We start from the raw sequence: 24,640 nt of genomic DNA on the forward strand, positions 1-24,640 counted from the left end.
TTATGAGCGCGAGTCAGAAATCGGTCCGCATTGCGATGATGCCGGGCGACGGAATTGGTGTCGAGGTCATGACGCAAGCTGTTCGGGTGCTTGAAAAACTGCGCGAGCAGGATGCGCTGCCGTTGAGCTGGGATTCTTTGGAATGGCCCAGCACGGCCTGGCACCAAGAGCATGGGCAAATGATGCCGGATGATGCTCTGCAGCGCGTCTGTGAATACGATGCCTTATTGCTGGGTGCGTTGGGTGATCCTGGACCTATCACTGACTCTGGTCGGTACCGCCTGCCCGATGGCGTGTCGTTAGCGCCCTTGCTGACCTTCCGCAAGGGCTTGGACCTGTGGGCCTGTGAACGTCCTGCGCGTTTGTTACCTGGTGCGCAACGCTATTTAGCCGACCCGCGGGCAGAACAGGTCGACATGCTGGTGATTCGTGAAAACAGCGAAGGCGAGTATGTGAACCAAGGTGGACGTCTGCAGCAAGGTACGCCCCATGAAGTAGCAACTCAGCTGGAAATATTTACCCGTCGCGGCACAGAGCGGTTGATCCGGCACGCGTTTATCCGGGCGCGCGAAAGGCTTAACAGTCGTGGTCAGGACCGACGTTATTTTTGCGCTGAAAAAGGCCATGCTCCAGCCCAGGTATGCCTGATCACCAAGCGAAATGCGCAGCCCGCCTGGGGCGAACTGTATACCGAGGTCTTTGCCGAGGTATGCCAGGAGTTTCCAGAAATCGGCATCACCCACCAACTGGTGGATGCCGCCTGCATGAAGTTCGTGCAATGCCCATGGGAATTTGATGTCGTGGTGGCGAGCAACTTGCACGGTGACATCCTCACAGATCTGGCTGCGGTTCTGTCCGGCGGGTTGGGGCTGGCGCCGTCATGCAATATCAATCCGGACAGTGCGCAGATGCCAGCATTGTTCGAACCGACCCACGGCAGCGCTCCCGATATTGCTGGCCAGGGCAAGGCTAACCCGGCAGCCATGTTGCTGACTTCGGCAATGATGCTTGAATGGCTCGGTTTTGCAGCTTCCGCCGAGCGCTTGCGTCAGGCGGTTGCACTGGACCTGGTTGAGAGCGGCGCACAGTTGCGCAGCTGTGAGGACGTCACGACCGGCATCATTGCGCACTTGCTGTAGCGTTCTTTGGCGAGCGGCATGCGGGATCTGCCGCTCGCCATCACTAGCGGGTCCTTGGGATTCGCCGTCATAGTTGGAGCTGACTGTCATGACTTTCGTACTGGTACTGGTCGCCGCTGGCGAAGAGCAACTCCCTGGTCTGAGTGGGCTGCCCGAGGATGTCCGGGTTGAAACCGTTAGCGACGAAGTACAACTGCGCAAGCTGTTACCGGAAGCTGACGTGCTGGTTGTAACGGACTTTCGTACCGGTTTGCTGGAGCGCTGTTGGCCGGTTAATCCGAAGCTGCGTTGGGTCCATGCCACCAGCGCCGGGGTCGATGCCTTGATGTTTCCGGCGCTGGTTGATAGTGCGATTGCGATCACCAACGCCCGGGGATTATTCGACCGGGGCATCGCCGAATACGTGCTTGGTGCTGTGTTGTTGTTCGCCAAGGACACGCTCGGCAATCTGGCCCTGCAGCGTCGCCAGCAATGGCAACACCGCGACACCGAAATGGCCCGGGGCACTCGTGCTTTGATTGTGGGTGCCGGTTCAATTGGCGGTGAGGTGGCATGTCTTCTGCGCGCGGTGGGTATGCGAGTCACGGGTATTGCTCGTGCGCCGCGAGAGGATGAGCGTTTCGAGCAGGTGCTGGGTAATGACCGACTGTTCGAGTGTCTTGCCGAATCGGATTACGTCGTCATTACCGCGCCTCTTACTCCTGATACCGAAGGCTTGTTTGATCAGCGCGCGTTTGCGGTGATGAAGCCGGGTGCTCGGCTGATTAACGTGGGTCGCGGCCCGATCGTTCGCGCTGATGATCTGTTGGCGGCGCTGCGTGGTGGTGAAATTGCTGGTGCAGCGCTGGATGTGTTCGAAGAGGAGCCACTTTCACCGGATCATCCGCTCTGGGAGGAGCCGAACGTCATGATCTCGGCGCATATGGCAGGTGATTTCAAAGGATGGAAGCAGGCATTGGGGGAGCAGTTCGTGGCTAATTACCATGGCTGGATTCAAGGTAAAGCGTTGTTCAATCAAGTCAAGAAAGGCTGACCAGACAGGAGAAGCATATGTCCAACGAGATTTTGCGCATGACCGCTGTCGAGCTGCTACAGCAGTATCGAGACAAAACCCTGTCACCGGTGGAGGTGGCGGAGGCGATGCTGGTCCAGATCGAGCGCCTGGATAGCCATACCAATGGCTTCTGTCTGGTGGACCGGGAAACGTCTCTGGGGCTAGCGCGTGAATCAGAGCAGCGGTATCAGAAAGGTGAGGCTCAGGGACTGGTCGATGGTGTACCTGTAGCGGTAAAAGACGTGTTCCTCACACCTATGTGGCCGACTATCAAGGGGTCGTATACGGTTGATCCAAAAAGTACGCTGAACAAATCTGCGCCGGCGACTGCCGCGCTCGCTCGCCACGGTTACGTGCCCATTGGCAAGACCACTACGCCTGAGTTTGGCTGGAAAGGGGTTACTGACAACCCGGTGGACGGGGTGACCAACAATCCCTGGAATCCAAAAAAGACGGCAGGTGGTTCGAGCGGTGGCAGCGGTGTTGCTGTTGCGCTGGGTATGGCACCGTTGGCTTTGGGCACGGATGCCGGTGGATCTATCCGTATCCCGGCCGGGTTTTGCGGCATAGTCGGACTCAAGCCCTCCTTTGGCGAAGTACCCCATTGGCCGGCTAGCCCGTTCGGCACGCTTGCCCATGCTGGACCGATGACCTGGACGGTCGAGGACGCCGCGCTGATGATGAATGTGCTTTGCGAAGCTGATCATCGCGATACCAATGCCGTTCCGCGACGCAATATTGATTATCTGGCCAATCTGAACAAGGGCGTCAAAGGACTGAAAATTGCCTACAGCCCGAATCTGGGCTACGTCGATGTTGACCCGGAGGTCGAGGCCTCGGTTGCCCAGGCGGCAAAACTGTTTGAAGAGCTGGGTGCCGAAGTGGTGCGGGTCGATCCGGGGTTCAGCGATCCTCTGGCGGCTTTCGGTCATCTTTTCTATGGCGGTGCCGCGAACGCAATGCGCGATCTGGGTGCGAAGAAGCGCGAGCGGATGGATCCGGAGCTGGTCAAGGTGGCTGAGAAAGCGGCACGTTTGAGTATGCTCGATTACATGGGCGCGGTGAACGAATCCATGGCGTTGCGCGAACGCATGGCCAACTTCCACCGCAAGTATGATTTGCTATTGACGCCGAGCTTGCCGATCACGGCTTTCGACACCGGCCGAGAGGTACCGCGGGACTGGCCGAGCACGCGCTGGCCGACCTGGACGCCCTTTACTTACCCATTCAACATGACCGGACAGCCTGGGTTGTCAGTCCCCTGCGGCTTCGATAAGTCCGGGATGCCGATCAGTCTGCAGCTGGTTGGTGCGCGCTTCAATGATGCGTTGGTGCTCCAGGCCGGTCATGCCTATCAAAAGGCAGCGCCACTGACGGATCGACGCCCCGACCTATTCAATTCCTGAGAGAGTATCCGCTATGCCACTGAACACGCTGGATATCGACCTGTACGAATCCGAAGATCCTATCTGGAACCCGGCGATGATGGCTATCCCGGTACCGGGCATTCGCAAGATGGTCAACATGGCGGCGAGCATGGAGGACGTCATCCATCTGTCGATTGGCCAGCCTGACCTGCCCGCGCCTGAGAACGTCGTCAATGCGGCGGTCGAAGCCCTGCGGGCCGGTCAGACCGGATACACCATGGATGCTGGCTTGCCGGAATTGCTTGATTCGCTTGCGGCGTATTACAGCAACCGATATCAACGTCCGCTGTCGCCGGACAATATAATGATCACAACCGGCGCTACCGAAGCGCTTTATTTGGCTTTGACCGCCGTCTCAGCGCCGGGCCGACACTTCATTGTGCCGGATCCGGCTTTTATGCTTTACGCGCCCTTGCTGCGGATGAATGGCGGTGAAGTGACTGAGATAGCGACACATGCGGAGAAAAATCATCAACTGGATCCGCAAGAGGTAATCGACGCGATCCAGCCGAATACCTATGCCATCGTTCTCAATTCACCAAGCAACCCCACTGGCACCGTGTACCCGAAGGAGACGCTGGAAGCTATCTTGCAAGAAGCGGCCTACCGAGGCATTCAGGTCATCAGCGATGAGGTATACGATCACCTGATCTATGATGGCAAAGAGTATCCCTCGGTGCTCAGCAATGTCACCGATCTAGATAATGTGATGGTTGTCAGCAGTTTTTCCAAGACTTACAGCATGGCGGGCATGCGTATTGGCTGGATCATCGCCAGTCAGGGTGCTATCAAGCGCCTGCGCCGCTACCACATGTTTACTACTACAGTGGCCAATACGCCGTGCCAATGGGCAGGCGTCGCTGCGTTGCATGGCGGTAACCAGTTCATTGACAGCATGCTGGCCGAATACACTCGGCGCCGGGATCGTCTGGTCGAGCTGGTCGAGCAGACGCCCCATCTCACTGGCTACAAGCCAGAGGGTGCGTTTTATCTTTTTCCTTCACTGCCTGAAGGGGTCAATGGCACCAACGTAGCGCTGCGTTTATTGAAGGAAACGGGCGTGTGCACAATTCCGGGTGAGACCTTTGGTAATAGTTGCAGTAATGCCTTGAGGCTGAGTTATTCGACTTCGCTGGATAATATCGAGCGCGCATTCGAGCGGATTATCCCGTGGATGAAAAAGCAGGATTTCAGTTGATCTGAGCACGGAGGTAGACCTGATTCTGTGGCTTGTTTGGGGCTGGATAACATTGGGAAACAACCTTTCCATGATTTTGTTGTCCAAATATGGATCCGCAGCCCTCTCGGGGTGCGGTTCTTTCCCACATAGGAGTAGGTCTAATGAATAATATCGTTTATATAGTTGGCGCCGTTGTTATTGTTCTCGCTATTCTATCGTTCCTCGGCTTTCGTTAAGTTAGTCCCGCGGCGGATTAGATCAGCTTTGCGATGCAGGACGACTGCGGCGCGTCGTGACCTTAGAACGTTCTGACGCGCTTGCGGCCCGCTTAAATAGCCGTCTCAGCGCGCAGTTTAACAATCGCATCCGCGCTGTATCCTAGTCCTGTCAATATCGCTTCGGTGTGTTCACCCAATTGCGGCCCTACCCAGTTGGTTTCTCCCGGGGTTGCTGACAGTTTGGGTACTATGCCAGGCATCTTGAATGGCTTGCCGTCAGGCAGGTTGCCTTCAACGAACATATCTCGAGCCAGAAACTGTGGATCGCTGAACATATCAGCCACTGAATAAATCCGACTTGCGGGAACTTCAGCCTTCGCTAATGTGCCAAGTACTACCGATTGTTCCAAGGATCCTACCCAGGCATCGATTACTGCATAGAGTTCATCTCGACGGGCGTCACGGCCGGCGTTGTCGTTCAGCATCGGGTCCTCGGCAAGGTCGCAACGATCGATTGCGACCATAAGGCGCTTGAAAATTGCATCACCATTGGCGCCGATCTGAACAGCTTTGCCATCGGCGCAGGTATGAATAGAGGAGGGCGTGATACCCGGCATGATATTGCCACTGCGTTCGCGCACGAAGCCCATGACATCAAACTCTGGCACCATGCTTTCCATCATGGCAAACACCGCTTCATACAATGCTACGTCGACTACCTGGCCTTTACCGCCCGCCACGTCTCTATGCCGAAGCGCCATCAGTGCACCAATTACCCCCCAGAGTGCAGCGATCGAATCGCCAATCGATATGCCGGTGCGTACAGGCGGCCGATCTTCAAAGCCGGTGATATAACGCAAGCCGCCAACCGACTCGCCAATCGCTCCGAAACCGGGTTGATCCTTCATCGGCCCGGTTTGTCCGAAGCCGGACAAGCGCACCATGACCAGTCGCGGGTTGAGCGCGTGCAGAACGTCCCATCCCAACCCCAATTTTTCCAGGGTGCCGGGGCGGAAATTCTCGATCAGCACGTCGGTATCCATGAGTAGCTTTTTGAGAATGTTCACAGCGTCCGGATGCTTTAGATTCAGGGTCAGGGATTGTTTGTTGCGCGCTTGAACAAACCACCACAGGGAAGTGCCTTCATACAGTTTGCGCCATTTACGTAGGGGGTCACCGCCATCGGGGGATTCGACCTTGATCACCTCGGCACCGAATTCGGCGCAAATACGAGCGGCGAAAGGTCCTGCGATGAGGGTGCCAAGTTCGACGACCTTGAGACCTGCGAGGGGCTGGGCAGTACTCATCGATGCTTCCTGATTCTCGGGGTGGGGCATCAGTCTATTCTATGAAATACCCATCAGGTAGAGCGGTGAGTTCTGTTTCGAGTCAGACAGTCCTCAAGAGGCAGTAATTGGCGCGGTCGCCTTGGTAAGACGACCCGTGTGTGCCTGTTCAGACATTAATCCAGAGGACTTTTAACCGGGGTTGCAGGTGTGGTGATCTGCTCGGTTGTTGCATGCTTGTCAGCAGTGAGAGCTGGCCGCATGGTTCTATTTATGCCGGTATCATGGCTGTCTCTATAGGCTTTGACGCCTCGGTAGAGGGTATAGGCGCCCGCCGCGAGGCTGACTGCACCGATTATTCCAGGGCGGGTAATACCCTTGCGCAGCAACATCATTCCGCCGCTCAGAGACATGAGCTGTTCGACTGTGTGGTGAGTCGGCTTTTTCGACAGGGGAATCAGATTTTTTAACATGTGGGCTCGCTCGTTTGCGTTGAATTAAAAGGTAATTATCAACGGTTATGTACAGATTTTGACTCGCGGCACTGATGGCGGTTCCTGCATTGAATCCCCTTTAGGCCGAAATGGTCATTCCCTGCTGCAGCGCAACAACACAGGGAGGATCAATCGTGATGATAGCTCAAGGACTCGAACGACGATTTTTTGCGCTTCTTTCTAAGGTACACTGCTTATCCACTTTAGTTGAATAAGATGCCCATGGCTCAGCAAGCAACGCCCTACAAGGTTCACCTGAGCCTGACCGATACAGACCGCAGTATCTACGAAGATTTGCGTATGACCGTTGCCCGACATCCGTCTGAAACGGGTCAGCGGATGATCTCCCGCGTACTGGCCTATGGCTTGTGGTATCAGGAGCGGCTTGCCTTCGGGCGAGGCTTGTCTGAAGTGGACGAGCCTGCACTCTGGCATAAAAGCCTGGATGACCGTATCGAGCACTGGATTGAGGTAGGTCAGCCCGATGCCGAACGCCTGATCTGGTGCTCGCGTCGGGCCGAGCGTGTCTCCTTGCTGGTATATGGCAATGCCCGTGCCTGGTCGGCCAAGGTGCTGCCGGCGTTGGCCGGTCTGAAGAATCTGCATATCGCCGCGTTGCCGCAGGAGCCGCTAGATGTGCTGGCCGACAGTCTTTCGCGCACTCTTGATTGGGGCCTGATGATTACCGATGGCGTTCTATATGTGAACGCGGCTGATGTGCAGGTCGAGTTACCGCTCGACTGGCTTCAGGCCGAGCGTTGAAGTCCTGATGCGCATTGAATCGCGCCCAACGCCTGCAAATCTGCCATTGCTGGGCAATCTATCGCCGTTACTGACCCGCCTCTATGCTGCCCGCGGTGTCAGCTCCCTGGCTGATCTGGACAAACGCTTACAGGCCCTGCTGCCATTTACGCTGTTCAAGGGTATGCCTGAAGCAGTGGCCGTTCTGGTCGAAGCACTGCAAAAGCAACAACCCATTCTGGTAGTCGGTGACTTCGATGCCGATGGCGCTACTGCCAGCAGTGTTGCTGTACTCGGGTTACGCGCTCTGGGAGCTGGGCCGGTTGATTATCTGGTGCCCAATCGGTTCGAGTTCGGTTATGGCCTAACACCGGAGATAGTCGAGGTGGCGTTAACCCGCCACCCCGCGGTGCTGGTGACAGTGGACAATGGTATATCCAGTATTGAAGGCGTCGCTGCCGCCAAGGCTGCGGGTCTTAAAGTGGTGGTGACGGATCATCACTTGCCGGCTGAGCAGTTACCCGCTGCCGACGCCATCGTTAATCCGAGCCAGCCTGGTTGTGAGTTTCCGAGTAAGGCGATCGCCGGTGTCGGCGTTATCTTCTATGTGATGATGGCGTTGCGGGCCGCCTTGCGCGAACAGGGTTGGTTCAACGCGACGCGGCCGGAGCCCAATCTGGCCGAGTTGTTGGACCTGGTCGCACTGGGCACAGTGGCCGATGTGGTGCCACTGGATGCGAATAATCGTATTTTGGTGCATCAGGGGCTGGCGCGTATCCGAGCGGGTCGCTGTCGGCCGGGGATTCGCGCTTTGCTGGAAGTGGCCGGTCGTCCGGCGCAGCGTCTGGTGTCTACTGATCTGGGCTTTATAGTCGGGCCGCGCCTTAACGCAGCCGGCCGGCTGGATGACATGAGTCTGGGTATCGAATGCCTGCTCACCGATAATGAGCCCCTGGCGCTGGATATCGCGCGCGAACTGGATAGCCTCAACCGCGACCGCAAGTCGATCGAACGGGATATGCAGCAGCAGGCGCTGACGACGCTTGAGGCGATGGATCTGGCGGACAGCGATCTGCCATTCGGTCTCTGCCTGTTCGATGCGCAGTGGCATCAAGGGGTGATTGGCATCCTGGCGTCGCGGCTCAAGGACAAGTACCACCGTCCGGTCATCGCTTTTGCCGATGCTGGAAACGGCAATCTCAAAGGGTCGGCGCGATCAGTGTCAGGTTTGCACATTCGTGACGCGCTGGATGCGGTTGCAGCGCGTCAACCGGGATTGATCAGCAAGTTTGGTGGCCACGCGATGGCCGCTGGGCTGTCCTTGCCGGAGGCCAACTTCGAGGCTTTTCGCATTGCCTTCGACAATGAGGTCCGCCGCCAGCTCAGCGCCGAGGATCTGACCGGTCGCCTGTTATCCGACGGCGAGCTGACCCAGAGCGAGTTCAATCTTGATATGGCCTCCGATCTGCGTGAAGCAGGCCCTTGGGGCCAGCATTTTCCCGAGCCAGGCTTTCACGGCGAGTTTACCCTGATCCAACAGCGGTTGGTTGGCGAGCGCCATTTGAAGATGGTCCTGCAGGTGCCGGGCAGCAGCGACGTGCTGGATGCCATTGCGTTCAATATTGATCCCCAGATATGGCCAAATCCTGAGGTAAAACGGGTTTTGCTGGCATATACGCTGGATATAAACGAGTTTCGCGGGCGCCAAAGTCTGCAGCTTATGGTCAGGCATTTGCAACGCATCTGATGTCTTTGCGGGCCTCAGTTGTTGTGCCACCATCTATACCAATAACAATACGGGTGACCCATGCGCGCTCCTGCTTCCCATTACGATTACATCATCGTCGGCGCTGGCCCGGCTGGCTGTCTGCTGGCCAATCGGCTATCAGCTGATCTGACAACACAGGTCCTGTTGCTTGAGGCGGGGGGCAGCGACAATCTTCCCTGGATCCATATCCCGGTTGGCTATCTGTTTTGTATCGGTAATCCGCGGACGGACTGGTGCTACCAGACTCAGGCTGAGCCTGGGCTGGGCGGACGCCGGTTGGGTTATCCACGGGGTCGGGTTCTGGGTGGCAGCTCCTCGATCAACGGCATGATCTATATGCGTGGGCAGGCGGCCGATTACGATGGCTGGGCGGCGGCTGGCAATCCCGGTTGGGCCTGGAAAGATGTGTTGCCACTGTTCATCAAGTCAGAGAATCACTACGGCGGGGCCACCGAGCATCATGGCGATGCTGGCGAATGGCGAGTTGAGACCCAGCGCCTGCATTGGACCCTGCTGGATGATTTTCGTGTAGCGGCAGACGAGAACGGTATCCCGCCGGTAGCGGATTTCAATACCGGTGATAATGCAGGCAGTAGCTATTTCCAGGTCAATCAGCGCCGTGGTGTTCGCTGGAATGCGGCCAAGGCCTACCTCAAGCCTGCACGTCAACGCTCCAATCTCACGGTGCTGACCCATGCCGAAGCCCAGTCAATAATCCTTGAGGGTAAGCATGCACGCGGGGTCCGTATTGGTTGGCAGGGCCGCACGATAGAGGTTCGTGCTGAGCGCGAAGTCATTCTGTGCGCCGGAGCCATTGGCTCACCGGCGCTACTCCAGCGCTCGGGTATCGGGCCAAGGGCGTTGCTTGAGACGCATGGTATCGAGGTGCAACATGAATTGCCCGGCGTGGGCGAGAATCTGCAGGATCATCTGCAACTGCGCCTGATTTTCAAGGTTCAGGGTGTGCCCACACTGAACCAGATGGCGGCCAACTGGTGGGGTAAGGCGGGTATGGGGCTGCGCTATGCATGGGATCGCAGCGGACCGCTGGCGATGGCGCCAAGCCAGCTGGGTGCGTTCGCCCGGTCGGATCCAGAACAGCCGAGGGCCAATCTGCAATACCATGTTCAGCCGTTGTCGCTGGAGCGCTTTGGTGAGCCGCTGCATCCGTTTGCGGCTTTCACTGCCTCAGTGTGTAATCTGCAGCCCAAAAGCCGGGGCCGGGTACAGATCGCCAGTGCCGATCCTTCGGTTGCACCGCATATACAGCCCAATTACCTGAGTCACCCCGACGACCTGCAGGTAGCCGCTGAGGCTATCCGGTTAACCCGGCGTATAGCCGCAGCGCCGGCATTGGCCCGTTATCGGCCAGAAGAATACCTGCCGGGGCCTGCTTTACAGAGTGACGAGGAGCTGGCGGATGCCGCAGCGGCGATCGGTACCACGATATTCCATCCGGCTGGTACCTGCGCGATGGGACAAGGTCCCGACGCGGTGGTGGACCACGAACTGCGGGTGCATGGCATCCAGGGTTTACGGGTAGCGGATACCTCAATCATGCCGACTATTACCTCCGGTAATACCTGTTCGCCAACCTTGATGATTGCCGAGAAGCTTGCTTCACTGCTTTGCCCTTGATTCGCTATCAGCGCAATACTGTCGGATTGCCGATGCCGCTCACGGCAGCGAGCTCCTGTTCTTGCAGCCAGCGTATCGGCTGGTTGTCAGTGACCTGCGCCACGGCAGCCAGTACATGGGCCCAGGTACAGCGGTTGGCGAACAGCATGCCTGCCTGATCGAAAGTTCCTCCCTGGTTGATATAACCCAGTACCCGGCTGCGGGCAGGGTCCGGGAGCAGATCGCTCAGATGTCCGCGCATGACCTCCGGGCGCATGTGGGTCAGCATGACGCGCCGGGTAATAGTTGCGGGGAATAACGCGTCGATCTCTTCCGGGCTGGCGCTGCAGGCGGCCTCATGGTCATCGCGCGGTGCGGTGAAGCGTCCTGGCTCCTGCAGGTAGACCAGCCGCCAGGTTTGATCATGGTCGGAGAGCCGTAGGGCAGCACGGAGCATTTCCCCCAGTTGGTAGGCGCCCGTGGCGATAAGCATGACAGGCTCGCCCTGACCCTGATGTGCGCTGACCACGATGGCGCCCTGGTCGGCCAGTTGGTGCGCCTGTTGTGGACTCATCCAGACCGGGCATTCACCTTTGGCGATTACCATACAGCTTAACTGCCCGCGTGACTGATACACGCTCGGTAGCAGCGCCAGTGTGCTGTTGTAATCAGCCGGAAAGAGTACCCGCATAACGTCGTGCATTTCGCCAAGGAGGCTTTCGCAGAAAGTGGTGTCCTGATGGGATTGCTCGTTCTTGCCGTTTTCCCAGGTGTGCGAGGTGGCAATCAGCGGAAATCCGAGCCATTGTGCGGGACGGCCCACTTCTTTTTGATGGCGAGCAAAGATGACCTCTTGCCGAACGGCCCCGAGCATTTTGACGCAGAAGGCTTCATAGCTGGCCACCAGATTAATACCGCCCTTGTTGGCCAGGCAGGCAGAGACCACGGCCTCTTCGTTAAGCGCCGTGATGACCTTGCCATCTATTGCTTCTAATTCACTTTCTGGCTCCAACACGCGGTGCTTGAGTGCTTTGAGTACGCCACTCAGGCGATTGCTGGTCAGCTCGTCAGGATTGCCTACACGGGCACGCAGCTTCGGATTGGCGTTGCATAACGAGATGAAAAAACGATCCACTGCGCACATGGGCGAGATGGCGTCCTGGCTCCACTCAAAGGGTGGGATGACCGGCTCGGCAGGATTGCGCTGGGCCAGGGAGTGGTCGCGTTCGCGCGGTCGTCGGTCTGCACTGTGCTGGTTGAGCTGTTCGCGCGCCTGCTGCAGATCTTTGGGCGCCACCCATAGCCGGTTGGCGTGATGATTAAACAGATCACGTGCGCTCTGGTCATACCGGGGGTTGCCGGGTAACGGGAGATTATGTGCGGCATTTTCCCCCGCGCCGTAAAAACCGAATCCCTTGACCGTTTCGGCAATGACGTAGGGGATAGGCAGCGGATAATGCAGGATTCCCGCTTGATATTCCTCTACGCGGCGCTCTAGCCGGCGCTCCATCTCGCTCAAGGCACAGACAATGGCTGCCGGGTCGCGCCCATCGATGCGCATCGGATCGAAGCCGCAGGCGCGAAGATGCTTGGCGAAGGCATCCAGGCCTTTTTCGGTGCCCAGCTCTGTTCGTTGCTCGATGCGTCGGCCGTTGGCAATAATCACCGGCAGCGCCATGCCACAGTCCTCGGCTCGCCACCAGCGTGGGATCCAGTCACTACCTCGCTGTTCCTCCGCGGCGCCGTCTGACAGGAAGGCGACCAGTGTTTCGCCGGGTAGCGGCATGTGCGCATACTGCAGTTCGGCGAAGCCGAGATAGCCGCCTTCAATAATTCCACCCGCGGTATGAGCGTTGACGTGGCTGCCCAACGGGGCTGCTGGCCGGCTATTGGGCATCTGCGCGTAACCGTAGAAATCGCGCAACAGCTGGTTCAGCCCAGCATCACCGGCATAACGATTGGCCTGTTCGGGATGCAGATTGCCGGTCAATACGTTGATTGCGTCGATTGCTGCCACGCAGTGCCCTTGGCCCATCAACCAGCTGCGGGTGGTGCCGGTCAGGCTGTTGAGTGCCAGATAAGCCGCATAGGCTGGCACCATATTCAGAGCTCCGCCGGTGTGTCCCTCGGGTCGGGACTTGAAGTCTTCTGCCGCCAACGGAGTGCCGTCAGTCTCGCAACGCTTGGCATACGTCATATGCACCACCAACCACATGCCGGCGCTTGTCAGGTGGTCTAGAGCAATGAGTTTGTTGTATACGCTCTCCAGAGTTGGTTGCATGCCATCTTGTAGCAGCTGCCTGGCTAGCCGATACGCTGCCGCCTGAGTGTCGGGTGTATGCGTGATGACACCATGACCTGCACGCCAACGAGCGAACGCAGGACACAGGTCAGCATGATCGTCGAGGGTTTGCTGGTCGGGTAATAGCTGGCTCACGGTTAATACTCCGTTGCAGGTGGAGAACCTAATGGCTTTAGTCTAGAGGGTCAGGAAGTAAAGGCTACTGATCTGCGTCAAGGCCCTTTGCATGACATTGGTTTCAGCCATTTGCCCACTTGTGTCGTAGTACTGCGAGCCTGCTATAGTCTTGCTTCCTAACAAAAACGAGGTGTGACCATGCAACGTTGGATATTTGTTTTCGTCGCCGGTTTCCTGGCAGTGCTGTGCTTCCATCAGGCCGCATTGGGACTACTGAGCTCGGCCGGCATTGTGCCTTTTTCGCCTTATTCGTTGCAGCCGACTGCTCCGCTGGGTATACCTTCGGTCATCTCGGCGAGTTTCTGGGGTGGTCTGTGGGCGCTGGTGATGGTTGCCGTGCTTGACTGGATTGGGCACAGCCTGATCTGGTTGAAAGCGGCGCTGTTCGGTGGCATTGCGTTAACCCTGGTCGCTCTGATCGTGGTCTTCCCGCTCAAGGGTTATGGTTTCGATGTGGCGCAATTGCCAGGTCGTTTTATTATCGGGTTTATTCTTAATGCGTTCTGGGGCTTGGGAACCATCGTATTCATTCGTGTGCTGCCGCACTGAATGAACGCTGTCCGGTTGGGGCTTCCCGGAAGACCCGGCCGGCGCCAGCCTGCGAGCTAGGCAGTACTGCACGTGATGCCTGAATTCAGCTATAATGGCGCCTTTTGCCTGACGGGATTTGTCACCATGGAAATCAATCCAATTCTCAATACCATCAAAGATCTGCGTGGCCGTTCCGAGTCCATTCGGGGGTATCTTTGACTACGATCATAAATATGATCGTCTGACTGAAGTTGAACGTGAGCTCGAAGACCCTTCCGTATGGAACGATCCCGAGCGCGCTCAAGCGTTGGGCAAAGAGCGTGCGCAGCTGGCGCAGATCGTCGAAACTTTGAATGAAATGAGCTCGGGTCTGGCAGATGCCTCCGAGCTGCTGGAGATGGCTGCCGAAGAGGGGGATGAATCCGCTGTTGCGGACATCGTCACTGAGCTGTCCCGCCTGCAAGTCAGTCTTGAAAAGCTTGAATTCCGGCGCATGTTCAGTGGCGAGATGGATAGCAATAATTGCTACCTGGATATTCAGGCTGGCTCCGGTGGTACAGAGGCGCAGGACTGGGCCAACATGCTTCTGCGCATGTACCTGCGCTGGGCAGATCAGCGGGGCTTTGAAACCGAGATAGTCGAATTGTCCGCCGGTGAAGTAGCCGGTATTAAGAGCGCTACCGTCTATATCAAAGGCGAGTATGTCTTTGGTTGGCTGCGTACCGAAATTGGTGTGCACCGTCTGGTACGTAAGAGTCCTTACGACTCGGGCAATCGCCGGCATACCTCTTTTTCCGCTGTGTTCGTGTCGCCGGAGATTGATGATGACATTGAAATCGATATCAATCCGTCCGATCTGCGCGTGGATACCTATCGGTCCCAAGGCGCCGGCGGTCAGCACGTTAACACCACCGACTCGGCTGTGCGTATTACCCACGTGCCGAGTAATACGGTAGTGAGCTGCCAGAGTCAGCGCTCTCAGCACGCTAACCGCGATACCGCAATGAAGATGCTGCGTGCCAAGCTATACGAGCAGGAAATGATGAAGCGCAATGCCGCCGCCCAGGCGATGGAAGACAGCAAATCTGATATTGGTTGGGGACATCAGATTCGCTCTTATGTACTGGATCAGTCACGTATCAAGGATCTGCGCACTAATATTGAGAACAGTAACTGCAATGCGGTGCTTGATGGCGATCTCGACGAGTTTATCGAGGCGAGCCTGAAGCAGGGGCTTTGACAGCGCCGCAATGCGCCCCGTAACGACCGCCAAAATGCTACCCCATTGATTCAAGATGGCTACACCCAGGAATATGCAAACATGACCGACCAGCCGCAAGACTCGCACGCCCATCACGAGGAACAGAATAGCCTGATCGCGATGCGCAAGGAAAAACTGGCTCACGAACGTGCTAAGGGCCGTGTATTTCCGAACGACTTTCGCCGCGACAGCTATTGCGCCGATCTGCAGAAAACCTATGCGGACAAGACCAAGCCAGAGCTTGAAGAAGCGGCGATTCCAGCCAAGGTGGCTGGGCGGGTCATGCTAAACCGTGGTGCTTTTCTGGTGCTGCAGGATGTCAGTGGGCGCATTCAACTGTATGTTGATCGCAAGGGTCTGCCTGCCGAAACGCTGGATGCGATCAAGCATTGGGACCTGGGTGACATTGTCTCGGCCGAAGGCATTCTACAGCGCTCGGGTAAGGGCGATTTGTATGTTCAGATGCAGAAGGCAACGTTGCTGACCAAGTCGCTACGGCCGCTGCCGGATAAGCATCACGGGCTGACTGATACCGAGCAGCGTTACCGCCAGCGCTATGTTGATCTGATCGTCAATGAAGATACGCGTAACACTTTTCTGGTGCGCTCACGGGTCATCGCGCACATTCGTACCTTTCTCGCCGAGCGCAATTTTCTCGAAGTCGAAACGCCGATGCTGCAGACCATTCCCGGCGGCGCTGCGGCTAAGCCGTTCGAAACGCATCATAATGCGCTGGATCTGCCGATGTTCCTGCGTATCGCGCCGGAGCTGTACCTCAAGAGGCTGGTAGTCGGCGGCTTCGAGAAGGTATTCGAGATCAACCGCAACTTCCGTAACGAAGGGGTTTCGACCCGGCATAACCCTGAGTTCACCATGCTCGAGTTTTACCAGGCCTACGCCGACTACGAAGACAACATGGATTTGACCGAGGAATTGTTCCGCGAGTTGGCCTTGGATGTACTGGGCAGCACCGATGTGCCCTATCAGGGCAAGGTATTCCACTTCGGCGAGCCCTTTGTCCGGTTGTCGGTGTTTGATTCAATCCTCAAGTATTGCCCCGAGATCAGTGCCGCTGATTTGCAGAATCTGGATGCCACTCGCGCTATCGCCAAGAAGGCGGGTGCGGCGGTTAAGGGCTTCGAGGGTCTGGGCAAGCTACAAGTGATGATTTTCGAGGAGCTGGTGGAGCATCTGTTGGAGCAGCCGACTTTTATTACTCGCTATCCGTTCGAGGTCTCGCCATTGGCGCGCCGCAGCGATGATGATCCGAGCGTGACCGACCGTTTCGAGCTGTTTATTGGTGGCCGTGAGATTGCCAACGCCTACTCGGAGCTCAATGATGCCGAAGATCAGGCCGACCGTTTTCACGCCCAGGTGGCGGACAAGGACGCAGGTGACGATGAGGCGATGCACTATGATGCAGATTTTGTTCGCGCGCTGGAATACGGTATGCCGCCAACAGCAGGTGAGGGTATCGGCATTGATCGTCTGGTGATGTTGTTGACCGACGCTCCGTCGATTCGGGATGTGATTCTGTTTCCGCATATGCGGCCTGAAGCTTAAGGTTTGAGGTTGTGCAGGAATACCCGATCGTTTGGATTAAGTGTGAGCGCGAGCTTGGCTAGCCCTTGTGGCATGTCCAGCATGGCGGCTGTCCGACGCCGCGTTGCACTAAATACGTGGTCACCCTAATGTCGAAGCGCCGATCAAACGCCATCACTAAAACAGGATTCCTATGACGGTAAAACAGAGCGAGCAGTACCAACTGGTGATTCGCAGTCTGTCTGACCGCATTGTCGAGGCCCAGGCGCCGATTCGGATTCTGGACGCGATCAAGTGGGACGATAGCCTGCGTGAAGAGTTCTTCCGCAAACGCTGCAAAAGCATTCCTGATGTGGGTCCGGATTACTACGCCAAACGCCCGTTGGGATTTGATCCGGCCGAACGCCGGCAGGTGCTGCAGGACATCGAGCGCGACATTACCCGACAACTCGGCACCTTCAATCCGGTTGGCCAGATCATGCGGCGCATGTGCAAGGAATACCGTATGGTCATCCGCATGCTTGAGGCGCGCGGCACACCCGACATGGGCTTGATCTCCCAGGAGCTTTACGGTTCGGCTTCGGACGCCTTTCATGCCGGCGATCCGACACTCACGGATCTGAGCATCATGCTCAGCGAATCGCTGGCTAATATAGGTAAGGCCGAACTGCTCAGCGAGCCTAAGATTATCGCCGCGCCCGAGGCGGTCGCCATCCTGCAAGCGCGGATGAACGAAGCTTTTCCAGATGACCAGGCCGTACGGGTATTCGAATCTGATGGTATCGTCGCGGACGCCGCGGCGGGCGCCGACTATATTAAGATTCGCAGTGACGCCATGTTCAACCAGCGCGACCTGAAGATTCTTGCGGTGCATGAGGGCATGGTGCATGTGGCGACCAGTCTGAATGGTCAGCACCAGCCAATATGTACTTTTCTAGCCAAGGGTCCACCGTCGTCGACGGTGACCCAAGAAGGCTTGGCGATTCTGATGGAGGTGATTACCTTCGCCTCTTATCCAGCGCGTCTGCGCAAGCTGACCGATCGCACCCGTGCCATTCAATTGGCGGAAAGCGGTGGTGACTTCATGGATGTTTTTCAGTTCTATCGGGATCAGGAATACTCACGCGAAAACAGCTATACCAATGCCAGTCGCGTGTTTCGGGGGTCCAGTAGTAATGGCTTGCCCTTTACCAAGGATCTGGCTTATCTGAAGGGTTTTATCCTGACTTACAACTATATCCAGCTGGCAGTGCGCAAAGGCAAGCTGCAGCAGATACCCCTGCTGTTCTGCGGCAAGACCACTCTGGAAGATATGCGTACCCTGGGGCAGCTGGTTGAGGAAGGTCTTGTAGTGCCACCGCGTTATCTGCCGGAACCTTTTGCCGATCTGAACGCACTCAGTGCCTGGATGTGTTTTTCCGGCTTTTTAAATAATCTCAGTCTCGACAGGATTGAGGCAGATTACGCGAATATCCTCTGAGCATCGAGCTCAAGAGAGCCCCTGAATACATCCGAATAAATACGCAAATATGAGTAAAAGCCTATGAGTAATAGTAAAGAGATTAATAAGTTACCGTTGATCCTGACCGTATTCATCACGATTTTTGCTACGGTGATGGTGTTGTATTTTTATGGTTATCTGAATTTCTCGCGGCAGGAGCAGGGGATGGTGGTTGCCGATTTCAGTCTGGTCACAGTGGGTTCAGAAGAGGCAGGGCAAGTGCGCAGCCGGTCTGCTGATCAGGTCGCCGAGTGCGTCGATGGCATCTTGATGCTGCATGACAGCAAGCACAATGGCCTGTCTGGCTTGCTGGTCAATAATCGCCAGCGAGTGGTGCGTTGCAATGCCCAGTCGGTTCCGGTGGCGAAATAAGACGTGAGTGATGGCGAGATCAAGCTCGAAGCCGGCTGGCGGGATGCGCTAAAAGACGAGCTTGATCAACAATACATGCGTGAGCTGCGGGACTTTCTGCATACGCAGAGGAGCATGGGAAAATTGGTATATCCGCCTGGCCCACTGATTTTTAACGCGCTGGACACTACGCCCCTGGACAGCGTCAGAGTGGTGATTATTGGCCAGGATCCTTATCACGGACCGGGCCAGGCACATGGATTGGCGTTTTCGGTGCCGCCGGGGGTCAGGCCACCGCCCTCCTTGCAGAATATTTTTAAGGAGCTTCAGCGTGATCTGGGGATACCGATGCGGGGTCACGGTTGCCTAACTTCGTGGGCAGAGCAGGGCGTATTGCTACTCAACGCTGTCATGACTGTGGAGCAGAGCCGCGCAGGATCCCATGCGAAGTGCGGTTGGGAGCAGTTTACTACCCGAGTTATCGAAGTGGTCGCGCAACGGCATGAGCATCTGGTGTTCATGCTGTGGGGTAATTACGCGTATAAAAAAGCAGATCAACTCGATCTGTCCGGCCATTGCGTGCTCAGTTCTGCCCATCCTTCACCGTTGTCGGCCTATCGAGGTTTTTTGGGTAACGGACACTTTTCGGCCGCGAATCGATATCTGAAGTCCCATGGGCGGCCTACAGTTGACTGGCGCCTGCCGGAAAGCGCAGTCTGAATTTCAATTGATCACTTCCCCAGGAGGCTTCCATGGATCATGCGTTGCAACCCTACACAGCCTTGGTGCCACGCACCGACAAGTTGGTGGTGCAGAAAGTTGGCCATACTGCTCTGGTGACTATCGATAACCCGCCGGCTAATACCTGGGATAGCGACACGCTGCACGGCCTGGTCGAGTTAGTCGGGCATCTGGGTGATGATCCAGAGATCTTTGCGCTGGTGATTACCGGGCGTGGGGATCGCTTCTTCTCGGCAGGTGCGGACCTGAAGCTTTTTGCCGATGGCGACAAGGCGCGTGCCCGGGAAATGGCGAGTCTGTTCGGCAAGGCATTTGAAACCTTGCGTGATTTTTCTGGTGTCTCCATCGCGGCACTCAATGGTTACGTGATGGGTGGCGGACTAGAATGCGCCCTGGCGTGCGACATCCGTATAGCCGAGCGGCAAGTGCAAATGGCCTTGCCTGAAGCGGGTGTGGGCCTGCTGCCCTGCGCCGGCGGAACCCAGGCGCTGGCTTGGTTGGTCGGCGAGGGCTGGGCTAAGCGGATGATTCTGTGTGGAGAGCGCATTGACGGTGTAAAAGCCGAGCGTATTGGCCTGGTCGAAGAGGTCGTCGAGCAGGATCAGGCTCTGGCAACAGCGTTACGCCTGGCAGCCCAGGTAGGCAGGCAGAGCCCAATGGCCGTTAAGGCATGCAAAGCGCTGATTCAAGGCGCCCGCAGACAACCGCTCAATAGCCTGCTGCCTGAGGAACGCGAGCGCTTCGTTGATCTTTTCGAATACGAAGACACGCTGGAAGGGGTAAACGCGTTCTTCGAGAAGCGACCGCCGCAATGGCGCAATCGTTAGGGAGTAACGCTCAGCTGCCGGGTTTCAGCCCAGCAGCTGCATGGCGGCTTCCATTTCGGCCGACAGATCTTCGCTGCCTTCTTCGTCCTGAGCAAGTCCCAGCTTGTTGAATGAAGCAATCGTGCTCCAGTCCATCTGAGCCAGCGGGTGTTCGCTGTTGAGGCTTTGCAACATCGCGACCTGAACAATGTCGGCATAGTCGATAGTGGGGGTGCTGCGGTTGAAATCCAGATGCTCGGTAGGAATATGGCGTAATGGCACCGGAAAATCCCATGCGGCCAGGATGCGGTCACCGAGGACCGGGTGAATCCGCTCAATAACCAGATTCAAGCTGATCGAATCTGCCATCAGCTGATTGTTTTCTTCGGCGTAGCTCAAAATAGGCAGAACGCCGATTTGATGAACCAAACCGGCCAGTGTGGCCTGATCCGGCTTGAGCCGGGTGTAGTGACGGCACAGTACATGGCTGATGCCTGCCACTTCAGTGCTGCGTGCCCAGACTTCGCGCATTTTGCGATCAATGATGTCAGATGTAGCCTGGAACATTTGCGCCATCGCCAAGCCAGTCGCCAGGTTGGCGGTATAGTTTATTCCCATGCGATTCACTGCCATGCCCAGGTCAGTGATTTCCTGGCGGGTGCGTAGCAATGGGCTATTGACGACCTTGATCAACCGCGCGCTCAGGGCTGCATCAGTGCTGATTTCGCGCACCAGGTCGGGAATGCTGACGTTCGGGTTTTCCGCCGCCTCTCGAACGCGCAGGGCAACCTCGGGCAGAGTGGGTAGCACCAGCTGATCCTTGTCTATCGCCTGAATCAGTTCATCCTGTACGCGTTGGGCCAGGTCAGTCATGGGGATTCCTTGTCAATGTGCCGGGCCTGCTTCTGTATCGGCCATATCAGTGTCGTAGGGCAGAGTAGCGAGGGCCAATCTTGGCCCTTGGTCATCAATTGCGCTTAGCGATACTAATTGTGCCGCATCCTTTTGCACAACCGCCAGTATTTCCATGTGCTGTGGGCCAAGCGCGCACATCACTATTTCACCCAGCGCTTGCCCTGTTTCGCGGTTGACCACCGGTGTGCCCGGTGGGAGACGCTGCCGGCTGTCGCTGGTTAGTCGGAACATGCGTTTTTTCAGTTTGCCCAGATACTTCATGCGAGCGACGATTTCCTGGCCGGTGTAGCAGCCCTTCTTGAAACTAACCGCATCGAAAATCTGTAGATTGAGCATCTGTGGGATGAAGTTTTCGCGTGTTTCGAAAAAGACCTGGCCAACACCGTTGCCTATCTGTTGCAACTGCCAATCATTCAGCGGCGTGGGCGTCGCGATTGAAAGTAGTTGATCGATCGTCGCTTGCGCGGTTTCGACGGGTAGCCAGAGCTCATAGACCGCGTCCCCGTGCAGGCGTAAAACCATGCCTGCTTCGCTTCGCTCTACTGCATCCGCCCCATGAGGCTCAGCCAGTCCGGCACCGAGGAGCGCCTTCGTTGCTTTATTGCCATGCAGCCCCAGTCTTACCCACTGGTTACTGGCGTCGCTGATGTGCGTCTTGAAGAAAGCAGCATATTTACCGAGATCGGCAATCTGGGGAGCAAGCAGTTCATTTGTCATTGCCAGCAGGTAATCGGACTCCCCATGGCGCACCAGGCGAAAGCTCGACTGCATGCGTCCCTTGGGATTGCATCGGGCGCCCAGAATACTACCGGGCTCCTTTACCTTGATCACGTCACAGGTTATTTGCCCTTGCAGGAATTTTGCCGAGTCGACTCCGTTGACAGCCAATATGCCTTCATGATCAAGCAACGTTAGCGCAGCAGCGGGCGCATGGTCTGGCGACTCAACGGAAAAACGCTCAGACAGTCTGATAAAAAGTGGATTTTTTTCGGTCATAAACTCTGATTGTCTGGTGAATTCAACTGTTACATCATAGGGCTGCGCTGGCGCCTTGTCAGTGTTGCCTTGCGCTTATAATGTCTAATGTGCATTCTGTCGCGCTTTCACCCTACTGCGGAGATAAAGATGTTGGCTGACATAGAGATGAAACGCCTTTACTGGCACAGCCGGCGAGGTATGCTGGAACTTGACGTGCTGCTGGGGCCCTTTCTAGAAGAAGCCTACAGTGGTCTTGATGCGCAAGACAAGCTGCTCTTCAGCAAGCTTCTGGAAAGCGAAGACCAAGATATGTTTGGCTGGTTTATGCAGCGAAACGAACCGGACGACCCGGATCTTAAACGAATGGTAAGGATGATACTGGATCGTGTTCAGCCAGCCTGATTATCTTTTTTTACAGCGTCAGCCCTCGCGGCTGCTTGGTGCGCTAGTGATATTGCTCAGCGTGTTGGCATGCATTGCAACGCTGCGCAGTGGACTGCATCCTCTGTTGGCAACAGTCAGCATGCTCGTTGTGGTGGGTTATGGCGTGTGGCTCTGGCCAAGGCAGGTCAGCCTGCGACACGCCGAGTCCGTCACCGGGTTACGTTTCGACAGTCAGGGTTGGCATGTCATGCGTAATGATGGTTCTGAGAGTGGTGCGCGGTTGCTGGCCGATACCTTTGTCAGCGCTTTTCTGACAGTGGTCCGGCTGCGCGAGCCGGGACGCTGGTGGCCAGTGTCAGTTATTCTCCCAACCGATGCAGCGACAGATGATGCATTGCGGCGTCTAAGGTTACGATTGCGCTTCAGTCGTCAGCGCTGGGCGGCCGCAGAATAGTATCGGTTGCCTCGGGTAGCAGTCGTGGATAATCAAGCGTGTAATGCAGGCCACGGCTTTCCCGGCGCTCAATGGCTGATGTTATGATCAGATCGGCTACAACTGCCAGGTTACGCAGCTCGAGAAGGTCCCTGGTTACCCGGTAATTGCTATAAAACTCATGGATCTCTGCCAGCAGCATGTCGACGCGGTGCTTAGCTCGTTGCAGTCTCTTGGTGGTGCGGACAATGCCGACATAGTCCCACATGAAACGGCGTAGCTCTTCCCAGTTGTGCGAAATGATCACATCCTCATCTGAATCAGTGACCTTGCTCTCGTCCCAGTGGGGCAAGTCGGTTGGCATATTTGTCTGTGGCAACTGATTGAGGATGTCCTGACCGGCGGAACGGCCATATACGATGCATTCAAGGAGCGAGTTACTGGCCATGCGGTTTGCGCCATGCAGGCCTGTGTAGCTGGTTTCCCCGATAGCATAGAGGCTGTCCATGTCCGTGCGTCCGTTTGCGTCTACCATGACTCCGCCGCAGGTGTAGTGAGCAGCAGGTACAACCGGAATGGGCTCGCGGGTGATGTCGATACCGAACGTCAGGCAGCGTTCGTGCACAGTCGGGAAGTGGCTGCGGATAAAATCAGCCGGTTTGTGACTGATATCAAGGAATACACAGTCCAGGCCCAGACGCTTCATTTCATGGTCGATGGCTCTGGCAACGATGTCCCTCGGTGCCAGTTCTGCCCGCTGGTCAAAACGCGGCATGAATCGCGATCCATCGGGAAGCTTGAGTAGTGCTCCCTCACCGCGCAGTGCTTCAGTTACTAGAAAGCTCTTGGCCTTGGGGTGATAGAGGCAGGTAGGATGAAATTGATTGAATTCCATATTGGCGACACTGCAACCGGCGCGCCAAGCCATTGCAATACCGTCACCGGACGCGCTGTCAGGATTGCTTGTATACAGGTAGACCTTGCTTGCTCCGCCTGTGGCTAATACCGTGAATCGGGCTGCGTAAGTTTCTACCCGACCACTGTTTCGATCAAGTATGTAGGCACCCAGACACTGGTTACCCGGTCTACCGAGCTTCTCGCTGGTAATCAGGTCGACTGCCACCCGATCTTCAAGGAGTTCTATGTTGCTGTGTTCTTTGGCCTTGAGCAAAAGTGTGTTGAAGATCGCAGCCCCGGTCGCATCGGCGGCATGGATGATGCGGCGGTGACTGTGGCCGCCTTCTCGGGTTAGATGAAAGTCGTCGCTTTCAGTGCCGTCGGCAAGTCTCTCCCGAGTAAAGGGGACCCCTTGGTCAATCAGCCAACCAATGGCTTCGCGACTACTGCCGATGATTTGCCGGACCGCATCTTCGCGGCAAAGGCCACCGCCGGCGTCCAGCGTATCCTGAACATGGGCTTCGACGGTGTCGGTATCATCCAATACGGCGGCGACACCGCCCTGGGCCCAGAATGTGGAACCTTCGGATAGCTGACCCTTGCTGATCACTGCTACGCGCAGACCGTCCGCCAGATGAAGGGCCAGTGTGAGGCCAGCTGCGCCACTACCGATGACCAGTACGTCGTAGTTCTTGGTTTGTACCATGATGTCTCTGTCTGGGGCAGATGAACGGGACGGGGATTACCCGTAACGATGTAGTATATAGAAGGGCACTGCGACACAATACAGTTCAGCACCATCGCGTATGCAGCATCATGTTGCGTGATGATGGCAATTTTTTTCAATGCTATGGAACTTTTCTATACAACTGCCGTTCATAATTCTGTTCCTTACGA

General features: G+C 56.4%; 22 protein-coding genes. 16 read left to right on the top strand and 6 right to left on the bottom strand.

The annotated features are described in order from the left end of the window. Window positions 1-2 precede the first annotated feature (2 nt). The 4 genes from ACJAXR_RS07635 (at window position 3) to ACJAXR_RS07650 (ending at window position 4,818) form a co-directional block, all read left to right on the top strand. A complete protein-coding gene (locus ACJAXR_RS07635) occupies window positions 3-1,139 on the top strand; it encodes an isocitrate/isopropylmalate dehydrogenase family protein (protein ID WP_415057662.1) in 1,137 nt (378 codons plus the stop codon). An 88-nt stretch (window positions 1,140-1,227) separates the two neighbouring features. Next, entirely contained in the window at window positions 1,228-2,172 is a 945-nt protein-coding gene (locus tag ACJAXR_RS07640; RefSeq protein WP_415057663.1) for a D-2-hydroxyacid dehydrogenase, read from the top strand. A 17-nt stretch (window positions 2,173-2,189) separates the two neighbouring features. Beyond that, complete coding sequence (locus ACJAXR_RS07645) at window positions 2,190-3,599, top strand: amidase (protein WP_415057664.1); 1,410 nt, start codon at window positions 2,190-2,192, stop codon at window positions 3,597-3,599. Window positions 3,600-3,612: 13 nt separating this feature from the next. Beyond that, on the top strand, window positions 3,613-4,818 hold the full coding sequence (locus ACJAXR_RS07650) for a pyridoxal phosphate-dependent aminotransferase (protein ID WP_415057665.1): 1,206 nt from the start codon (window positions 3,613-3,615) through the stop codon (window positions 4,816-4,818). A gap of 310 nt (window positions 4,819-5,128) precedes the next feature. Here ACJAXR_RS07650 and ACJAXR_RS07655 read toward each other — a convergent pair whose 3' ends face one another. Together ACJAXR_RS07655 and ACJAXR_RS07660 are read right to left on the bottom strand one after the other, a co-directional pair. Beyond that, a complete protein-coding gene (locus tag ACJAXR_RS07655) occupies window positions 5,129-6,325 on the bottom strand; it encodes a CaiB/BaiF CoA transferase family protein (RefSeq protein WP_415057666.1) in 1,197 nt (398 codons plus the stop codon). 155 nt (window positions 6,326-6,480) lie between these two features. Then, on the bottom strand, window positions 6,481-6,777 hold the full coding sequence (locus ACJAXR_RS07660; protein ID WP_415057667.1) for a hypothetical protein: 297 nt from the start codon (window positions 6,775-6,777) through the stop codon (window positions 6,481-6,483). Window positions 6,778-7,020: 243 nt separating this feature from the next. Here ACJAXR_RS07660 and ACJAXR_RS07665 point away from each other — a divergent pair, with 243 nt between their 5' ends. The 3 genes from ACJAXR_RS07665 to ACJAXR_RS07675 are packed head-to-tail and all read left to right on the top strand — an operon-like array spanning window position 7,021 to window position 10,945. Further along, window positions 7,021-7,560 carry a YaeQ family protein gene (locus tag ACJAXR_RS07665; protein WP_415057668.1) on the top strand — a complete coding sequence of 180 codons (540 nt, stop codon included), beginning with the start codon at window positions 7,021-7,023 and terminating at the stop codon, window positions 7,558-7,560. 7 nt (window positions 7,561-7,567) lie between these two features. Continuing rightward, window positions 7,568-9,286, top strand: coding sequence for a single-stranded-DNA-specific exonuclease RecJ (gene recJ / locus ACJAXR_RS07670; RefSeq protein ID WP_415057669.1), 1,719 nt, complete (start codon window positions 7,568-7,570; stop codon window positions 9,284-9,286). Between the two features lie 60 nt (window positions 9,287-9,346). Beyond that, entirely contained in the window at window positions 9,347-10,945 is a 1,599-nt protein-coding gene (locus ACJAXR_RS07675; RefSeq protein ID WP_415057670.1) for a GMC family oxidoreductase, read from the top strand. Window positions 10,946-10,952: 7 nt separating this feature from the next. Here ACJAXR_RS07675 and ACJAXR_RS07680 read toward each other — a convergent pair whose 3' ends face one another. Next, complete coding sequence (locus tag ACJAXR_RS07680) at window positions 10,953-13,361, bottom strand: xylulose 5-phosphate 3-epimerase (RefSeq protein WP_415057671.1); 2,409 nt, start codon at window positions 13,359-13,361, stop codon at window positions 10,953-10,955. A 180-nt stretch (window positions 13,362-13,541) separates the two neighbouring features. Here ACJAXR_RS07680 and ACJAXR_RS07685 point away from each other — a divergent pair, with 180 nt between their 5' ends. From ACJAXR_RS07685 to ACJAXR_RS07715, 7 genes are all read left to right on the top strand, one after another. After that, entirely contained in the window at window positions 13,542-13,952 is a 411-nt protein-coding gene (locus ACJAXR_RS07685) for a hypothetical protein (RefSeq protein ID WP_415057672.1), read from the top strand. A 126-nt stretch (window positions 13,953-14,078) separates the two neighbouring features. Then, window positions 14,079-15,174 (top strand): peptide chain release factor 2 gene (gene prfB, locus ACJAXR_RS07690; protein WP_415057673.1). Its coding sequence is split into 2 segments (ribosomal slippage): window positions 14,079-14,150 and window positions 14,152-15,174, totalling 1,095 coding nucleotides; the frame shifts between segments, so codons are not numbered across the junction. Window positions 15,175-15,255: 81 nt separating this feature from the next. Further along, window positions 15,256-16,758, top strand: coding sequence for a lysine--tRNA ligase (lysS, locus tag ACJAXR_RS07695; RefSeq protein ID WP_415057674.1), 1,503 nt, complete (start codon window positions 15,256-15,258; stop codon window positions 16,756-16,758). Between the two features lie 172 nt (window positions 16,759-16,930). Beyond that, window positions 16,931-18,217, top strand: coding sequence for a flavohemoglobin expression-modulating QEGLA motif protein (locus tag ACJAXR_RS07700; protein WP_415057675.1), 1,287 nt, complete (start codon window positions 16,931-16,933; stop codon window positions 18,215-18,217). Window positions 18,218-18,280: 63 nt separating this feature from the next. Next, window positions 18,281-18,610, top strand: coding sequence for a hypothetical protein (locus ACJAXR_RS07705; protein ID WP_415057676.1), 330 nt, complete (start codon window positions 18,281-18,283; stop codon window positions 18,608-18,610). A gap of 3 nt (window positions 18,611-18,613) precedes the next feature. Continuing rightward, window positions 18,614-19,309, top strand: a complete 696-nt coding sequence (gene ung / locus ACJAXR_RS07710) for a uracil-DNA glycosylase (RefSeq protein WP_415057677.1) — start codon at window positions 18,614-18,616, stop codon at window positions 19,307-19,309. A gap of 32 nt (window positions 19,310-19,341) precedes the next feature. Next, window positions 19,342-20,157: an enoyl-CoA hydratase gene (locus ACJAXR_RS07715; protein ID WP_415057678.1), complete on the top strand. Its 816-nt coding sequence runs from the start codon at window positions 19,342-19,344 to the stop codon at window positions 20,155-20,157. 24 nt (window positions 20,158-20,181) lie between these two features. Here ACJAXR_RS07715 and ACJAXR_RS07720 read toward each other — a convergent pair whose 3' ends face one another. Beyond that, entirely contained in the window at window positions 20,182-21,009 is an 828-nt protein-coding gene (locus ACJAXR_RS07720) for an HDOD domain-containing protein (RefSeq protein ID WP_415057679.1), read from the bottom strand. Window positions 21,010-21,021: 12 nt separating this feature from the next. Beyond that, window positions 21,022-22,047, bottom strand: a complete 1,026-nt coding sequence (locus ACJAXR_RS07725; RefSeq protein WP_415057680.1) for a YgfZ/GcvT domain-containing protein — start codon at window positions 22,045-22,047, stop codon at window positions 21,022-21,024. A 129-nt stretch (window positions 22,048-22,176) separates the two neighbouring features. On the opposite strand from ACJAXR_RS07725, the gene ACJAXR_RS07730 reads away from it, so the two are divergent. Together ACJAXR_RS07730 and ACJAXR_RS07735 are read left to right on the top strand one after the other, a co-directional pair. Continuing rightward, a complete protein-coding gene (locus ACJAXR_RS07730; protein ID WP_415057681.1) occupies window positions 22,177-22,431 on the top strand; it encodes a succinate dehydrogenase assembly factor 2 in 255 nt (84 codons plus the stop codon). Beyond that, complete coding sequence (locus tag ACJAXR_RS07735) at window positions 22,415-22,867, top strand: hypothetical protein (RefSeq protein ID WP_415057682.1); 453 nt, start codon at window positions 22,415-22,417, stop codon at window positions 22,865-22,867. The genes ACJAXR_RS07730 and ACJAXR_RS07735 overlap by 17 nt, the downstream gene beginning before the upstream one ends. On the opposite strand, the gene nadB is transcribed toward ACJAXR_RS07735, so the two are convergent. Beyond that, the gene (nadB, locus tag ACJAXR_RS07740) at window positions 22,836-24,449 is read right to left on the bottom strand and encodes an L-aspartate oxidase (protein WP_415057683.1); all 1,614 of its coding nucleotides are present in this window, start codon (window positions 24,447-24,449) and stop codon (window positions 22,836-22,838) included. The genes ACJAXR_RS07735 and nadB overlap by 32 nt on opposite strands. Between the last annotated feature and the right edge of the window lie 191 nt (window positions 24,450-24,640).

The organism is Halopseudomonas sp. (genome assembly GCF_047631575.1).
In the GTDB taxonomy this organism is placed as follows: Bacteria; Pseudomonadota; Gammaproteobacteria; order Pseudomonadales; family Pseudomonadaceae; genus Halopseudomonas.

What these genes read in the sequence shown, in the direction of transcription:
- ACJAXR_RS07645 (WP_415057664.1), top strand. Translation starts at nt 2,190, where the DNA reads ATGTCCAACGAGATTTTGCGCATGACCGCTGTCGAGCTGCTACAGCAG.
- ACJAXR_RS07700 (WP_415057675.1), top strand. Translation starts at nt 16,931, where the DNA reads ATGACGGTAAAACAGAGCGAGCAGTACCAACTGGTGATTCGCAGTCTG.
- ACJAXR_RS07635 (WP_415057662.1), top strand. Translation starts at nt 3, where the DNA reads ATGAGCGCGAGTCAGAAATCGGTCCGCATTGCGATGATGCCGGGCGAC.
- nadB (WP_415057683.1), bottom strand. Translation starts at nt 24,449, where the DNA reads ATGGTACAAACCAAGAACTACGACGTACTGGTCATCGGTAGTGGCGCA.
- ACJAXR_RS07650 (WP_415057665.1), top strand. Translation starts at nt 3,613, where the DNA reads ATGCCACTGAACACGCTGGATATCGACCTGTACGAATCCGAAGATCCT.
- lysS (WP_415057674.1), top strand. Translation starts at nt 15,256, where the DNA reads ATGACCGACCAGCCGCAAGACTCGCACGCCCATCACGAGGAACAGAAT.
- ACJAXR_RS07685 (WP_415057672.1), top strand. Translation starts at nt 13,542, where the DNA reads ATGCAACGTTGGATATTTGTTTTCGTCGCCGGTTTCCTGGCAGTGCTG.
- ACJAXR_RS07675 (WP_415057670.1), top strand. Translation starts at nt 9,347, where the DNA reads ATGCGCGCTCCTGCTTCCCATTACGATTACATCATCGTCGGCGCTGGC.
- ACJAXR_RS07730 (WP_415057681.1), top strand. Translation starts at nt 22,177, where the DNA reads ATGTTGGCTGACATAGAGATGAAACGCCTTTACTGGCACAGCCGGCGA.
- ACJAXR_RS07725 (WP_415057680.1), bottom strand. Translation starts at nt 22,047, where the DNA reads ATGACCGAAAAAAATCCACTTTTTATCAGACTGTCTGAGCGTTTTTCC.
- ACJAXR_RS07720 (WP_415057679.1), bottom strand. Translation starts at nt 21,009, where the DNA reads ATGACTGACCTGGCCCAACGCGTACAGGATGAACTGATTCAGGCGATA.
- recJ (WP_415057669.1), top strand. Translation starts at nt 7,568, where the DNA reads ATGCGCATTGAATCGCGCCCAACGCCTGCAAATCTGCCATTGCTGGGC.
- ACJAXR_RS07705 (WP_415057676.1), top strand. Translation starts at nt 18,281, where the DNA reads ATGAGTAATAGTAAAGAGATTAATAAGTTACCGTTGATCCTGACCGTA.
- ACJAXR_RS07665 (WP_415057668.1), top strand. Translation starts at nt 7,021, where the DNA reads ATGGCTCAGCAAGCAACGCCCTACAAGGTTCACCTGAGCCTGACCGAT.
- ACJAXR_RS07640 (WP_415057663.1), top strand. Translation starts at nt 1,228, where the DNA reads ATGACTTTCGTACTGGTACTGGTCGCCGCTGGCGAAGAGCAACTCCCT.
- ACJAXR_RS07660 (WP_415057667.1), bottom strand. Translation starts at nt 6,777, where the DNA reads ATGTTAAAAAATCTGATTCCCCTGTCGAAAAAGCCGACTCACCACACA.
- ACJAXR_RS07655 (WP_415057666.1), bottom strand. Translation starts at nt 6,325, where the DNA reads ATGAGTACTGCCCAGCCCCTCGCAGGTCTCAAGGTCGTCGAACTTGGC.
- ACJAXR_RS07715 (WP_415057678.1), top strand. Translation starts at nt 19,342, where the DNA reads ATGGATCATGCGTTGCAACCCTACACAGCCTTGGTGCCACGCACCGAC.